The 14,433-nt window shown below is 63.1% G+C and carries 12 protein-coding genes and 2 tRNA genes; 8 read left to right on the top strand and 6 right to left on the bottom strand.

All coding sequences use genetic code 11. The annotated features are described in order from the left end of the window. Positions 1 to 9: 9 nt before the first annotated feature. Positions 10 to 954 (bottom strand): NAD(P)/FAD-dependent oxidoreductase, encoded by a 945-nt coding sequence (locus KC8_RS05620; protein ID WP_010126433.1) that lies wholly within the window; start codon positions 952 to 954, stop codon positions 10 to 12. Positions 955 to 1,096: 142 nt separating this feature from the next. Further along, on the bottom strand, positions 1,097 to 1,687 hold the full coding sequence (gene folE, locus KC8_RS05615) for a GTP cyclohydrolase I FolE (protein WP_010126432.1): 591 nt from the start codon (positions 1,685 to 1,687) through the stop codon (positions 1,097 to 1,099). 144 nt (positions 1,688 to 1,831) lie between these two features. Here folE and KC8_RS05610 point away from each other — a divergent pair, with 144 nt between their 5' ends. After that, on the top strand, positions 1,832 to 2,422 hold the full coding sequence (locus KC8_RS05610; protein WP_029624663.1) for a LuxR C-terminal-related transcriptional regulator: 591 nt from the start codon (positions 1,832 to 1,834) through the stop codon (positions 2,420 to 2,422). Between the two features lie 42 nt (positions 2,423 to 2,464). Here KC8_RS05610 and uraH read toward each other — a convergent pair whose 3' ends face one another. The 3 genes from uraH to mutL form a co-directional block, all read right to left on the bottom strand. After that, positions 2,465 to 2,863, bottom strand: a complete 399-nt coding sequence (gene uraH / locus KC8_RS05605) for a hydroxyisourate hydrolase (protein WP_010126429.1) — start codon at positions 2,861 to 2,863, stop codon at positions 2,465 to 2,467. A 441-nt stretch (positions 2,864 to 3,304) separates the two neighbouring features. After that, positions 3,305 to 3,868 carry a retropepsin-like aspartic protease family protein gene (locus KC8_RS05600; protein ID WP_010126428.1) on the bottom strand — a complete coding sequence of 188 codons (564 nt, stop codon included), beginning with the start codon at positions 3,866 to 3,868 and terminating at the stop codon, positions 3,305 to 3,307. A gap of 69 nt (positions 3,869 to 3,937) precedes the next feature. After that, positions 3,938 to 5,716: a DNA mismatch repair endonuclease MutL gene (mutL, locus tag KC8_RS05595; RefSeq protein ID WP_010126427.1), complete on the bottom strand. Its 1,779-nt coding sequence runs from the start codon at positions 5,714 to 5,716 to the stop codon at positions 3,938 to 3,940. Between the two features lie 102 nt (positions 5,717 to 5,818). Here mutL and KC8_RS05590 point away from each other — a divergent pair, with 102 nt between their 5' ends. The 7 genes from KC8_RS05590 to KC8_RS05560 all read left to right on the top strand — a co-directional run bounded on the left by KC8_RS05590 (position 5,819) and on the right by KC8_RS05560 (position 11,647). Next, on the top strand, positions 5,819 to 6,859 hold the full coding sequence (locus tag KC8_RS05590) for a rod shape-determining protein (RefSeq protein ID WP_029624662.1): 1,041 nt from the start codon (positions 5,819 to 5,821) through the stop codon (positions 6,857 to 6,859). A gap of 16 nt (positions 6,860 to 6,875) precedes the next feature. Then, on the top strand, positions 6,876 to 7,751 hold the full coding sequence (mreC, locus tag KC8_RS05585) for a rod shape-determining protein MreC (protein WP_010126425.1): 876 nt from the start codon (positions 6,876 to 6,878) through the stop codon (positions 7,749 to 7,751). Beyond that, positions 7,748 to 8,284, top strand: a complete 537-nt coding sequence (locus KC8_RS05580) for a hypothetical protein (RefSeq protein WP_010126424.1) — start codon at positions 7,748 to 7,750, stop codon at positions 8,282 to 8,284. The genes mreC and KC8_RS05580 overlap by 4 nt, the downstream gene beginning before the upstream one ends. Beyond that, the gene (gene mrdA / locus KC8_RS05575; protein ID WP_010126423.1) at positions 8,281 to 10,278 is read left to right on the top strand and encodes a penicillin-binding protein 2; all 1,998 of its coding nucleotides are present in this window, start codon (positions 8,281 to 8,283) and stop codon (positions 10,276 to 10,278) included. The genes KC8_RS05580 and mrdA overlap by 4 nt, the downstream gene beginning before the upstream one ends. Beyond that, complete coding sequence (gene rodA / locus KC8_RS05570) at positions 10,278 to 11,378, top strand: rod shape-determining protein RodA (RefSeq protein ID WP_010126421.1); 1,101 nt, start codon at positions 10,278 to 10,280, stop codon at positions 11,376 to 11,378. The genes mrdA and rodA overlap by 1 nt, the downstream gene beginning before the upstream one ends. 83 nt (positions 11,379 to 11,461) lie before the next feature. Further along, a tRNA-Lys gene (locus tag KC8_RS05565) sits at positions 11,462 to 11,537 on the top strand. 34 nt (positions 11,538 to 11,571) lie between these two features. Next, a tRNA-Lys gene (locus KC8_RS05560) sits at positions 11,572 to 11,647 on the top strand. Between the two features lie 129 nt (positions 11,648 to 11,776). On the opposite strand, the gene KC8_RS05555 is transcribed toward KC8_RS05560, so the two are convergent. Next, entirely contained in the window at positions 11,777 to 14,215 is a 2,439-nt protein-coding gene (locus KC8_RS05555; RefSeq protein ID WP_010126419.1) for a TonB-dependent receptor, read from the bottom strand. Positions 14,216 to 14,433 lie beyond the last annotated feature (218 nt).

Genomic DNA, 14,433 nt, shown 5'->3' with positions numbered 1-14,433 from the left:
CGGCATGGCCTAACCGGACGGCATCTCAACAATTTGGCGCGCAAGATCCTGCCCTGAAACCCAGGCGCATTCGATCCGCGGCCCGAGCAGCCAGTCGCCACACACACCAAGGCCCATTGGCGCATTCCAGAGGGACCCCAGGCCGAGGCCGCCGCTCATCGCATAACGCCAGCGGTGCGCGCTTGCGGCAATTGGCCCCGGCAAATCTGCCTTCAGCGCAGCACAGAGCCTTACCCACAAAAGCATGGCGATTTCATCGGCGGGGCGATCAATATGCCTGGCCGACCATTCCGGACGCGCTTGCACCACCCAGCCTTCCGGGCCACCGCGTCCGGGCTTGGCGTTATTTCTGGCGGCCCAGGCGATATCATCTTCGTCGCGGATCATGTCAGGCCCCTGTATGAGGGGCTGGCTCAAGGTGAACATCGCCGTCCAGCATGGCTGCGAACGGGCCAGCAGCGCCTCCCGCGCCATCGAAAAATTGTGCAGCGACAAGAACGGAAGCGCCTGTTCGGCAGGTATCGCGAGAATCGCGGTATCAATATCACCGAACCGTGTTTCGTCGGCTTCCAGCAGCCAACCGCCGGCATGGCGTTCGATGCGGTTGACATGCACATTCCAGCGCACGTCATGTTCACCCGCCATGGCCTTGACCATCGCATTCATTCCCGGCGCGCCGATCCAAGCATCCGGCGCGGGCAATTGCCAGCGGCGGACAATCCCCCGCGCCGCCCAGGATTCCACCTGCTTGCAAAAGTCCGGGCTGCGTGCGGTGAAATATTGCGCACCGTGATCGAACGACACTTCCCCCAGCGACGTTTCCACGCGCCGTGTCGACATTCGGCCGCCGGCACCGCGCGCCTTGTCGAGCAGAATGACGTCGTGACCAAACGCCTTCAAGCCATCGGCACAGGACAGGCCAGCCATGCCGGCACCGATAATGGCAATTCGCATCGCTGCTTTTGAACTTTCAATCAGGTCTGCCGGCAGCGCCGCTCGCCGGTCGGAGATATGGAATGAAAGCGGCGATGCAGATTGTCTGCATCGCCGCAGCCCGGTTCGGGAGGGGGAGAGAGGCTCACCGGGCTATGCATGTTCAAAAACCCATAAGGGCCAGAATTTCCTTGCGGCTGCGCTGATCGTCCAGAAAACAGCCCATCATGCGACTGGTGACCATCGACACGCCGGGCGTGCGAACACCGCGCCCCGTCATGCAGCCATGTTGCGCATTGATGACGACGGCCACCCCTTGCGGGTTCAGATTCTGCCAGATGGCCTCTGCCACCTGTGCCGTCAGCCTTTCCTGTACTTGCAGGCGGCGGGCATAGCCGTGCAGCACGCGGGCCAGCTTGGATATGCCGACGACGCGGTCCTTGGGCAGGTAGGCGATCGATGCCGACCCGGTAATCGGCGCCATATGGTGCTCACAATGCGACTGGAACGGGATATCCTTCAAAAGGACCACTTCGTTATAGCCGCCGACTTCTTCAAAAGTCCGCTCAAGATGCAGTCCGGGGTCTTCCTCATAGCCCTGGCAATATTCGCGCCAGGCCCGCGCAACGCGCTTTGGCGTGTCGATTAATCCTTCGCGCGCAGGATCTTCGCCTGACCAGCGAATAAGGGTACGGATTGCATCCTGCACCTCTTGCGGTACGGAAAGCTTGTTCCCGTCAGCGTCAAAATGCATGTCATGCGTTATGTAGTTCACTGTCCGCATCCCTCGGCCTGATGCTTGTCAGTTGGACGATGGCGGGTTCAGGCACAACATGGCCAAAGGGCCACCTTTCAGGCATCGCGTGCAAAACCCACCGCAGGTCGTAAGGATAAAATGATGTCTCTCTCGGCCATGATCGATAACAGCGCGGTTGCCGCGGTCATCAGCAACCCGCGCCTGCCGGATAATCCGATCATCGAATGCAATGCCGCCTTCGAAAGTCTCACCGGTTATAGGCGCGATGAGATAATCGGCCGCAATTGCCGCTTTCTCGCCGGCCCCCGGACCGAGCCGGGGCTGACCGCGGAAATCGTGTCGGCGGTGCGCGAAAAACGCCCCGTCCTCGTCGAAATCCTGAACTACAAGAAGGATGGAACACCGTTCCGCAATGCGGTGCTGGTTGCGCCGATCTTCGACGGAAATGGCGATCTGGAATATTTCCTGGGCTCGCAGATGGAAGTGCGGCCGATCGACGCAGGCACGGCGACCGAACGGCGTGCCACTGCGCGGGAACGGGTCGACGCCCTGTCAAAGCGTCAGCGGGAAGTGTTGATCGAAATGGCTGCGGGTAAACTCAACAAGCGCATCGCATACGCGCTGGGCATCAGCGAACGCACCGTCAAGATGCACCGGGCGGCAGTCATTGCGGCTCTTGGCGTCACCTCGTCGACGGACGCTATCAGGATTGCCGTTGAAGCCGGATATTGAAACGCCGGCCTGTCGCCACACCGTTGCGGCATATATCGCGCTTCAATTCCCCCGATATGTTGAATAGCCGTAAGGGCTGACGACAACGGGAACATGATAATGGGCGTCAGCATCCGTGACGCGAAACACCAGGTCGATTTCCGGAAAGAAGGGCGGCGATTGCGGGTTCGGATAAGCCGACATGTCGAAGGTCAGCTTGTACAGGCCCGTCTGAAACTGCCGGGAATCACCGAAGGATGCCACCCGTCCGTTCTCGCCTGTCCGGGCGCGTGCAACCTCGATCCAGTCACCCGCTTTCTGCTGCTTTGACAGCGTCACCGCAATATCGCGCCCACCGACGCCGCGTGCCAGATCAAGCACATGGGTTGAAATATCAGCAGCCGACGCCTCGGCCGATGCGACAAGCAGGGTGATACACGAAAACACCGACAGGCACTTCATCGCAAAATCCCAAAATTACGCAAAACAATTGAACAAAAACATTGGCATATCCGGAATTTTCCCAATGCCAATTCCTGCGGATCGTTGATTAAACCCGCCGCATTTCCGCCCAATCCAGCGTGGCCTTAGATTTTATACCCCCCTGATTCGTCCAAGCGGCACGTATCTCGCAACATGTCCCAAAGGTCAGGTCCGGCACGACGATCCTTCCGGCCTGGCCGACCGGCGCGGCAATGCGCCCCCATCTCGTCGCGCCTATGGGGCGCTCCTGCCCGCATTCGTTAGACCTTCCATGCCATGCCCGCAGCCAGGTACTGGCAACAAGGCGACAAGGGCCATATGCCCCACACTCCAGGTGCTTAGTCCGGCGGGCGGGTAATCATCATGGGTGGGGGAGGGGCCATGTGGCCTGCTGCCGCCTTGGTGGTCATCCGGCGGATCCTAGCGCAAGGTCATCCGATCGTCGGCGATCCGCACCGATCCGATCCGTGACAGGAAGGATTGGCCGAGCAGTGAGATATCCAGCCCGTCGTCGATGATCGCACCGCGTACCTGGCGCGCCTCGACATGGCCGAGCGCGATGCGGTCGATCGTCACCAGCTTGCCGCGCACTTCGCCTGATGCGCCGCGCCCGATGGCGGTGAATTCATTCGGGGAGAAGAACAGCCCCACATGCCGCGCATCCCTTGCGGTCAGCGCCACGGTCGTCGCGCCGGTATCCACCAGAAAGCGGACAAGCTGGCCGTTGATGGTCGCATCGGCGTAGAAATGCCCATCGGCCTTGCGTTCGATGATGATTTGTCGCCCGCCATAGCCGTCCGAAGAGGGTGGCGATGGCGATAGCGCAGGCGCAGGCTGAGCCGCTGCGGGGGGTGTGGAATCCGGGCGTGTCTGCGCGGTCTGCGTCGACACCGCCGGCCCATCCCCAGCAGCCGGCGCGCTGGCCAGCCGCCAGCCGACAAGGCCGCCGGCGGCGATCATCAGGAACAGGAGGCGGCTGAACATGCCGGAATCATTAGCACCGCCTGCGTTGCCGAGCCGTTAGGCCAATTGGTAAATGCGCGGCGGTAGGCCCTATTTCCGTCCGAACAGCTTTTCGATGTCGGCATGGTCCAGCTTGATCCAGGTGGGGCGACCATGGTTGCACTGGCCCGAATGGGGCGTGACTTCCATTTCACGCAGCAGCGCGTTCATTTCCGCGACCGAAAGGATGCGCCCGGCGCGGACCGATCCGTGGCAGGCCATGGTGGCGGCCACCGAATCGAGCCGTTCCTTGAGCGACAGCACTTCGCCAAAGGCGGCCAGTTCGTCGGCGAGGTCGGTGACGAGGCCCTTGGCGTCGCTGCCGCCCAGCAAAGCGGGAACGGCGCGGACGAGCACGGCATGCGGGCCGAAACGTTCGAGTTCGAGGCCCATTTCGGCCAGTTCGGGGATGCGTGCTTCCAGCCGATCGCATGCGCTTTCATCGAGTTCGACGACTTCGGGCAGCAGCAGGGTTTGGGCGGCAACCCCGCCATCGGCCATCGCCCGGCGCATCCGTTCGAGGACGAGGCGTTCGTGCGCGGCATGCTGATCGACCAGCACCAGCCCGTCGGCCGATTCGGCGACGATATAGGTGGCGGCAACCTGCCCGCGCGCGACGCCCAGCGGAAATTCCTTCGGCTCGGGCGGGGCGGCATAAGCCGGTTCGGCGCGGGCCAGCGGCTGGGCGGCGAAGGCGGGCGCGCGATCCCAGACCGATCCTTGCGCCGGGGCCAGGGGCGGGGCGGGCCATCCGCCATGGACCGGGCCACCGGTGGGAGCGGGGCTGCCCAGCGGTTCGCTCCGCCATGTGCCGAGGGCGGCGGGCGAGGCCGATTGGGCGCTGCGGTGGCCGGCGGCGTCGAGGGCTGCGCGCAGGCCGCCAACGATCAGCCCGCGCACGAGGCCGGGATCGCGGAAGCGCACTTCGGTCTTGGCCGGGTGGACGTTGACGTCGACCTCGCTGCCCGGAAGATCGACGAACAGGGCGACGACGGGGTGGCGGTCGCGCGCCAGCATATCCTGATAAGCGCCGCGCACCGCGCCCACCAGCAGACGGTCCTTCACCGGGCGGCCGTTGACGAACAGGAACTGATGGTCGGCGACACCGCGGTTGAATGTCGGCAGCCCGGCGACGCCGCATAAGGTGACGTCGCCCCGCGCATAATCGATCGCGACGCTGTTTTCGACGAGCGCCCGATCGGTGAGCGCCGCGACGCGCACCGCCCGATCCTCGCCGGGGGGGACGGACAGCGCGCGGCGGCCGTCATGTTCCAGCGAAAAGCCGATATCGGGCCGCGCCATCGCCAGCCGGCGGATCGCATCCATGCACGCGGCATATTCGGCGCGGGGGGATCGCAGGAATTTGCGCCGCGCGGGCACGCGATCGAACAATCCTTCCATGCGGATGCGCGTGCCGGGCGGGATCGCCGCCGGCCCTTCGGCCACCACCGCGCCATTGTCGACCGTGCGCAACCAGCCATCGGCGCCGCGCACCCGGCTTTCGATGGTCAGCCGTGAAACGCTGGCGATCGACGGCAAGGCCTCGCCCCGGAAGCCGAGGGTGGCGACATCTTCGATCGCATCATCGGGTAGTTTGGATGTCGCATGGCGTTCCAGCGCCAGCGCAATTTCAGCCGGTGCCATACCGCAGCCATCGTCGGAAACCTCGATCCGGGCGAGGCCGCCATCGGACAGCGCGATCGCGATCCGGGTGGCCCCGGCGTCGATTGCGTTCTCGACAAGTTCCTTCAACGCGCTGGCTGGCCTTTCGACCACTTCGCCGGCCGCGATACGATTCACCAGATGCTCGGGCAGGCGGCGTATTGACATGGGGTTGGCTCTAGCCCAAGCGCGAGCTTCCCGCGACCCGGCATTTCTGTCTTTTCCACATGCTAGGCGCGGTCGCGACGCAGCACACGGACGGGCGAACGGATGTCATTTACGCGATGGTTCAAGTTCATGTCACACGACATGGCGATCGATCTGGGGACGGCGAACACGGTCGTCTATCTTCGGGGGCGCGGAATCGTCCTCAACGAGCCGTCCGTTGTCGCGATTGAAACGCGGAACGGCGTCAAGAAGGTGCGCGCCGTTGGCGACGACGCCAAGCTGATGATGGGCAAGACGCCGGAAAGCATGGAAGCGATCCGCCCGATGCGCGACGGCGTGATCGCCGACATCGATGTCGCCGAACAGATGATCAAGCACTTCATCCACAAGGTGCACGGCAAGCGCCGTTTCCCGCGCTTTCCGGAAATCGTGATCTGCGTGCCATCGGGATCGACCAAGGTGGAACGCCGCGCGATCCGCGATGCCGCGTCGAACGCCGGGGCAAGCCAGGTGTGGCTGATCGAGGAACCGATGGCCGCCGCGATCGGCGCCGATATGCCGGTGACCGAACCGGTGGGATCGATGGTCGTCGATATCGGTGGCGGCACCACCGAAGTGGCGGTGTTGTCGCTGCGTGGCCTGGCCTACACCACGTCGGTGCGCGTCGGCGGCGACAAGATGGACGAAGCGATCGCCTCCTACGTCCGTCGCAATCATAACCTGCTGATCGGCGAAGCCACGGCCGAACGGATCAAGAAGGAAAGCGGCGTCGCCCGCATGCCGGCCGATGGCCGGGGCGAGACGATCCACATCAAGGGCCGCGATCTGGTGAACGGCGTGCCCAAGGAAATCACGATCACGCAGAGCCAGATCGCCGAAGCGCTGTCTGAACCCGTGGCCGCGATCGTCGAAGGCGTGCGCATCGCGCTTGAAAATACCGCGCCCGAACTGGCGGCCGATATCGTCGATCAGGGCATCGTGCTCACCGGCGGTGGCGCGTTGCTCAACGGCATCGACGAAGTGATTCGTGAGGAAACGGGCCTGCCCGTCACGATCGCGGAAGACCCGCTGACCTGCGTTGCGTTGGGAACGGGCCGCGCGCTGGAAGATCCGGCGTTCCGCGGCGTGCTCCAGACCGCCTGACGGAGGCCCGCCGCCCATGGCGCCCCCGCGCCACAGACGCCCTGGCTTTTCGCGGCGCGCGCAATATGGGCTGTTCGCGGCCTATGTTGTCGCGGTTGCGGGGATCGTGGTCGCCTTGCTGCTGTTGCTGGCCGCCCGCTTTGACCCGCAGGGGTTTGCGGCGCTGCGATCGGCCGCGATCGATGCGACGTCGCCTGCGACGGCGGCAGGCCGCAACATGGTGGGCAGCGTCGCATCTGTGGGCGATGCCATTGCGGCCTATTGGAGCGCGGGTTCGCAGAATGAAGAACTGAAGCGGGAACTGGAAGAATCCCGCGCCAGGCTGGTTGAAGCGCGCGCGATCGATTTCGAAAATCGCCGGCTCAAGCGTATCCTGGGCGTTGTCGGCGACGGCCGCGAAGTGGTGTCGGTCGTCCGCATTGTCGGGTCCAGCGCCAGCAGTTCGCGGCGGCTGGTGACGTTGAGCGCCGGTACCAGCGCCGGGGTGCGGGTAGGCTATCCTGTGCGCTCTGCCGAAGGGTTGATCGGTCGGATAGTCGAAACCGGGGGAATATCGGCGCGGGCGTTGCTCGTCACCGATGGCAGCAGCACCGTGCCCGTGCAGATCATCCGCAGCGGTGTCGCCGCGCTCGCATCGGGGCAGGGCAATGGCATGATCGAACTGCGTTCGCTGATTGCCGGGCAGACGCCGTTTCGCCGCGGGGATGTGGTGATGACGACGGGCGCCGGCGGCGTCTATCCTGCCGGGATTCCCGTTGCGGTCGTAACCGCGGTGACGCGCGATGCGGCGGTGGGCACGCCGCTCGCCGATCCCGCCAAGCTCGATTTCGCGGTGGTACTCAAGCCGTTCCAGCCCGATCTTCCACCCCCGCCACCGCCCGGAAAACCATGATCGGCCCGCACCAGATCATCCATGATATCGACGAAGATGACGACGGCCCCAGCCTGCTGCCGCGCCGCGCCCGCTGGGTGCCGGTGCTGACGGTCATGGCGGGATCGCTTGTGACGACCCTGCCGTTCGTGGCCGACTGGCCGATGTTGCCGCCGTTCGGGCTGCTATTGCTGCTTGCGTGGCGCTTGTTGCGCCCGGAAATGTGGCCGGCGTGGATCGCGCTGCCATTGGGGCTGTTCGACGATCTGTTCAGCGGCCAGCCTTTGGGCAGCGCCATGGCGCTGTGGACGATGGTTTTCCTGGCGTTCGACATGATGGACAATCGCGCCGTGTGGCGCGATTACTGGATGGACTGGCTGGCGGCGGCGGCGGCAATCCTGTTCTGTCTTGTCGGCGGCGTCGCTTTTGTCGCGTTCACCAGTGGCGGAGGCCATTTGCTCGCTATCGTGCCGCAGATCGTGATCACCATCCTGCTGTTTCCGGCCATGATGCGGCTGTGCGCGGCGCTTGATCGCTGGCGGCTGGCCCGGTGAAACGCACCCCTCAGATCGTTACCGAACAGCAGCAGCTCCTGACTTTCACCCGTCGGGCCATGGTGCTTGGCGGTGCGCAGTTCGCTGTCGGCGCGGTGCTGGCCGGGCGGATGGCCTGGTTATCGATCGCGCAGAACGAACATTATCGCCTGATGGCGGAAGATAACCGGGTCCAGCTGATCCTGATCCCGCCCCGGCGCGGCTGGATCGTCGACCGCTATGGCAAGCCGATCGCGATCAACCGCACGGATTTCCGCGTCGATATCATTCCCGATCAGTTGAAGGCGCCGGATCGCGAACGTGTTCTGGCCGAACTCACCGAATTGCTGGCATTGCCTGCCGAGGAGGTGGAGCGGATCCGCGCTGCGTTGCAGGATGCGGCAGGCTTCCGGCCGATTCCGGTGGCCGAAAAGGTGCAGTATGAACGGTTTGCGGCCGTAAGCGTCCGCCAGAGCGAACTGCCCGGTGTGGCGCCGGCGCGCGGCTATACCCGTTATTATCCGGCCGGTGCGGCGGTTGGTCATCTGGTCGGCTATGTCGGTGTCGCATCGGCCAAGGATTATGAGAAATCCAAGGATCCGTTGTTGATTGCGCCGGGTTTCAAGATTGGCAAGGAAGGCCTTGAAAAAGTAGAAGAAATGGTGCTTCGCGGGAAGCCCGGCGCCAAGCGCAGCGAAGTCACCGCGCGCGGCAAGGTGGTGCGCGATCTGGAAACGCGGCCCGATGTGAGCGGCGGGACGCTGCGGCTAACGGTGGATGCCGGCCTGCAGGCCTATACCGCCCGGCGGATCGGCACGCACAGCGGATCGGTGGTCGTGGTCGATTGTCACACCGGCGGCCTGCTGTGCATGTCGTCCATGCCATCCTACGATCCCAACAGCTTTTCGGACGGCATCAGCCATTCCGAATATGCAATGCTCAACGCAAACGATCATCTGCCGCTGTTGAACAAGACGTTGCAGGGATTGTATCCGCCCGGATCGACGATCAAGCCGGCGGTGGCGCTGGCGTTGTTGCGGGCGGGGCAGAACCCGGACCAGACCGTGGTCTGCACCGGCGCTTATCGTCTCGGCAATCGTCTGTTCCACTGCCACAAGCGCGGCGGCCACGGGGTGGTCGACATGCGTCGGGCGATCCACCAGAGCTGTGACGTCTTCTTCTACCATTATTCGCAGACGATCGGCATCGACGCGATCGCCACCATGGCGCGGCAGCTGGGCCTGGGGGAGGAGTTCGACCTGCCGGTCGCGTCGCAGCGCTATGGCACCGTGCCGGATACCGCGTGGAAGCAGCGCCGCTACAAGGCCGGCTGGAATACCTATGACACGGTCAATGCCACGATCGGGCAGGGCTATATGCTGTCGAATCCGTTGCAGCTGGCGATCCTGTCGGCGCGGATCGCATCGGGCCGTTCGCTGATGCCGCATTTGCTGGAAGGGCAGGTGGCGAGGCCGGGCGAACCGCTGGACCTTGATCCCGAACATCTCGCCTTCATCCGTTCGGCGATGAGTGACGTGGTGAACGGGCCGGGCACGGCCGGCCGCTCGCGTTTGCCGATCCCCAATGTCCAGATGGCGGGCAAGACGGGCACCGCGCAGGTCCGCAATATCACCGCAGCCGAACGCGCCCGTGGCGGCAAATTCGGTGGCGAGGGCGTTCCCTGGAAATATCGCGACCATGGTTTGTTCATCGGCTTCGCGCCGGTGGACGATCCCCGTTATGCCATTTCGGTGGTGATCGAACATGGCATTGGCGGATCCGCCGTGGCGGCGCCGATTGCGCGTGATGTGCTGACCTATCTTTACGATCCGGCAAAGGCGCTGGCGACGCTGGAAACGATGGAAAAAGGCTGGGGCGGGGATATCGAAACGCGCATGGCCCGGCAGGCGGCCGAGTGGGCCAATCGGGACAAGCCCGTTCCGGCCCCTGCAGCCGCATCGGCGCCCGTTGCTGACAATGCCGCCGGGGTTCGCGAACCGGCTGAGCGCGACTGATGCGTGATCCGCTGGTTCCGGCACCGCTCGCGGTTATTCCCTGGCGCCTGATCGTCGCCATCCTGGCGATCGGGGGCTTTGGTCTCGTCGTCCTCTATTCGGCGGCGGGCGGCAATCTGAAGCCGTGGGCGCTATCGCAGGGGATACGCTTCGTCGTATTCCTGATCGGCGCGATACTGCTGTCCCATGTGCGTGAGGAGCAGATCAAGGCGGTCGCCTTTCCGGCCTATGCGATCATCCTCGTCGCGCTGATCGTGGTGGAGGTGTTCGGTTTCGTCGGCGGGGGCAGCCAGCGATGGCTTGACCTGGGTTTCATTCGCATCCAGCCATCGGAACTGATGAAGCCGGCGATCGTGCTCGTCATGGCGCGATTCTACGATCTGCTGCCATCGGGCGAAATCCGCCGTTTCAGCGCGATCTGGCCGGCGATCGTGCTGATCGGCTTTCCCTTCCTGCTCGTCCTGGTGCAGCCTGATCTTGGCACGGCGACGATGATCGCGGCGGGCGGACTGGTCGTCACCTTCCTCGCCGGGCTGCCGCTGCGGCTGTATATCGGGTCGGGCGTGGCCTTCCTCGCCGCGATCCCGGTCATCTTCTTTTCGCTCCATGAATATCAACGCAATCGGGTGCTGATCTTCATGGATCCGGAAAGCGATCCGCTGGGCACGGGCTATCATATCAGCCAATCCAAGATCGCGATCGGATCGGGCGGCTTTTTCGGCAAGGGCTTCCTCAACGGCACGCAAAGCCATCTCGATTATCTGCCCGAAGGCCATACCGATTTCGTCTTCGCGACGATGGCGGAGGAGTGGGGGCTGCTGGGCGGGCTGCTGCTGATCGGCACCTTCCTGCTGATCGTCAACTGGGGCATCCGTGTCGCGTTGCGCGCCCGCGGCAGATTCGGCCGTCTGGCGGCTGCCGGTCTGTCGATGACGATTTTCTTCTATGTCGCGATCAACCTGGCGATGGTGATGGGGCTGGCGCCGGTCGTCGGCATCCCGCTGCCGCTGGTGTCTTTCGGGGGATCGGCGATGATGACGGTGCTGCTGTGCCTGGGCCTTTTGATGGCTATCGACCGCGCGGAAAAGACGAGTCGATAAAAAACCTCGCATTGACGGTTTACATTCCGCGCAACCCCATGCTAACGGCGCGCCTCGCTTGGAGACGATCTGTCCCCCGGCATGGACGCATAGCTCAGTTGGTAGAGCAGCTGACTCTTAATCAGCGGGTCCTAGGTTCGAGCCCTAGTGCGTCCACCATATATTTCGCTGCGGGCTAACCACCCTACGGCATGGACGCATAGCTCAGTTGGTAGAGCAGCTGACTCTTAATCAGCGGGTCCTAGGTTCGAGCCCTAGTGCGTCCACCATCCGCCTTTGTCGCTTGATCTGGCGGTCGCCATTCGCGGATCGGCCAGTCGGCTCGCGCGGCGCTATAGGGCGGCACATGGAACGGCGGGCAGGGCCTGTGCGCCCCACCCGCCGCAGGTTTCATAAGGTTAGAATTTTCCGATCAGCGTGATGCCATAGGTTCGCGGATCACCGAATTCCGCGACTGTCGTTGCGCCGAGCGACGAGAAGGCGCCTACCGCGACCGTCCGATATTCTTCATCGAACAGGTTCTTGCCCCACAGTTTCACTTCGATGCTGCCGCGATCGCCAAAGCCGCTGCGGATCAGCGACAGGCTCGCATCCACCAGATGGCGTGCATCGAGCAGCCGATCATCATTCAGGTTGGACGATGTGTGCATCTTGCCCTGGTAGGAAAAGCCGATATGCGCCGCGACGTTCCAGTCATCCCGGATCGCATGGTTATAATCGGCGGCCAGCGTCGCCGACATTTTGGGCGCATAGGAGAAGGGTTTGACGAAATTCTCGGTCACCGTCTGGCCGGTGTCGCGCAGCACATCGAGCGAACTTTGGCCGAATTTGGTGTGCAACAGGCCCAGGCTGCCATTCAGCCGCAGGGAATCGGTTACGGCGACCGTCAGATCGGATTCGATGCCGTAAATCTTGCTGTTGTCGATGCCGAAGAAATCGCGGTCGCCCGGTGTCGCGCCCGTTTGCACGCTCGACTGGTAATTATCGATGGTGACATAGAAAGCGGCCATGTTGAACCGGACACGGCGATCAAAGAAATCTCCCTTCACGCCAGCTTCATACGAAACCAGTTTTTCAGGATCGAACCCGTTTGCGAAATTGATCGGGTTGGCCGATCGCTGTGATGATCCGCCGCTTTTGTAGCCGGTCGCCACCTTGGCATAAATCCGCACATCGTCGTTCACGTCATAACCCAATGTCAGCGCCGGGCTGAAATTTTTGAACTTGCGCTTATAGCTGGCGCCTTGCGTTACGCCGGTCGGAACGCAGGTCTGGCCAAGCGCGGTGAATGTGCTGGCGAAACGGGCGCAATCGGCGGCTGTGAAGCCACCCAATGCCGCGAACGAGAAGGAGTTCTCGTTCACGCGCTCGGCCTCGCGCTTGTCGTCCGAATAACGCGCGCCGACGGTGATGTGCATCCGGCCATCGGGTCCGCCCGGCGTGTAGGTCAGTTCGGTGAAGGCCGCGATCGATCGGTTGCTGACGTCGGCGAAGGCCAGCGCGCGGGCGCCGCCGATGGCCTCGCCCGGCGCATCCTGCCGGCCGTGATCGTCATAATAATAAAGCCCGGCGACATAATGCAGGTTGCCGCCAAGGAAATCGGCGTCGCCCAGCGCCTGCAATTCCTGCGAAAAATTGCGATATTTGGTTTTCGAATTGGTGGCGCTGACCCACCATGGCCCGCCGACGATCTGCAATACCGATCCGGCCGGCACCCCCGGAACACCCGGAGGATTCAGCACGAGGCCGATCGATGCCGTTTGCGTCGGCAGGCTGGTGGTGAACGAGTTGCTCTTGACCTTGCGATAGCCGGTGATCGACCGGAAACTCAGGCGATCGGATGCTTCGAACTCGGCCGTCAGGGTGTGGCCGTACACATCCGATTTCGACGGCAGATAATTCTTCAGTGAATTGGCGCGTTTCGGCCGGCTGGCGCTGAAAGGAAACGGGTCGGAGAAGTTGAACAGGATCGTCGGGGTCGCGGTGCCAAGGCCTGGAATGGCCACCGGCGCGCCCGCCGGGATGCGTACCGCCGCGCCCGCGCCCGCAATCGGCACCGAAAGATTGCCGGTGTCTTTTACCTGCGAATAATCAAACGCATAATCCAGGCTCAGGCTGGATGATGGCTGAAGGCGCAACGCAGCCCGCATGGCTTTGCGATCTTGCACGGCCCAGTCTTCGCCCAGCCCGGTATTTTCATAAAAGCCGTCGCGCTTGGCGATCAGGCCGGACAGGCGGATGGCCGCAACATCCTTGGCAATCGGGACGTTCAGCGCCGCTTTCACGTTGCGATAGTCATAATTGCCGTAGGTCAGTTCAACCTTGCCGCTGACATCCGTTACGTCCGGCTTGACCGTGATCAGGCTGACCGCGCCGCCCGTGGCGTTCCGGCCGTACAGCGTCCCTTGTGGTCCGCGCAGCACCTCGATCCGCTCCAGATCGACCGCATCGAAACCGGCGCCGAAGGATGACCCGACATAAACGCCGTCGATGTAGAGCGCGACGGACGGATCCTGCGTGACCGACACGTCATTCTGGCCGACGCCGCGAATGAACAGGCGCACCGTATCGGCCGTGCCATTGAAATTGTTGATGAACAGGTTGGGGACGCTGGTCGCCAGATCCTCGATCTTGTTGACGCCGATCTGGGCGAGTTTCGACTGGTCGAAGCTGGCAATCGAAATCGGCACGTCCTTCAGCGATTGTTCGCGCTTCTGCGCCGTGACGATGATTTCCTCCAGCTGGGCGCCTTTTTGCCCGCTTGCCTGCCCCCATGCAGGCCCCGCCAGGGTCGTCCCCACGACCGCGGATGCCATCAAGATCGAACGAAGCTTCATTGCAGTCCTCCCTCTGGTTGAGAATGCAGCTCTTGCGGCTGCTTGATCAGGCCTCCTTCGGCCTGTGCGCAGGGGGAAATGTGCATCGGGGCCGAACCATAGGTCCGACCCCGACATGCAATATGTCCATTTCCCCAAACGATGATGGGACGGTGAACGCGTCCGGCGATGGGATGGCCGACACCGCAAGATAACCGTCGCTTGTCGGATCATTATCG

The organism is Sphingomonas sp. KC8 (assembly GCF_002151445.1).
GTDB lineage: Bacteria > Pseudomonadota > Alphaproteobacteria > Sphingomonadales > Sphingomonadaceae > Sphingomonas_E.
The sequence above is the reverse complement of the archived record's forward strand: the minus strand, read 5'-3'. Positions and strand labels throughout refer to the sequence as shown.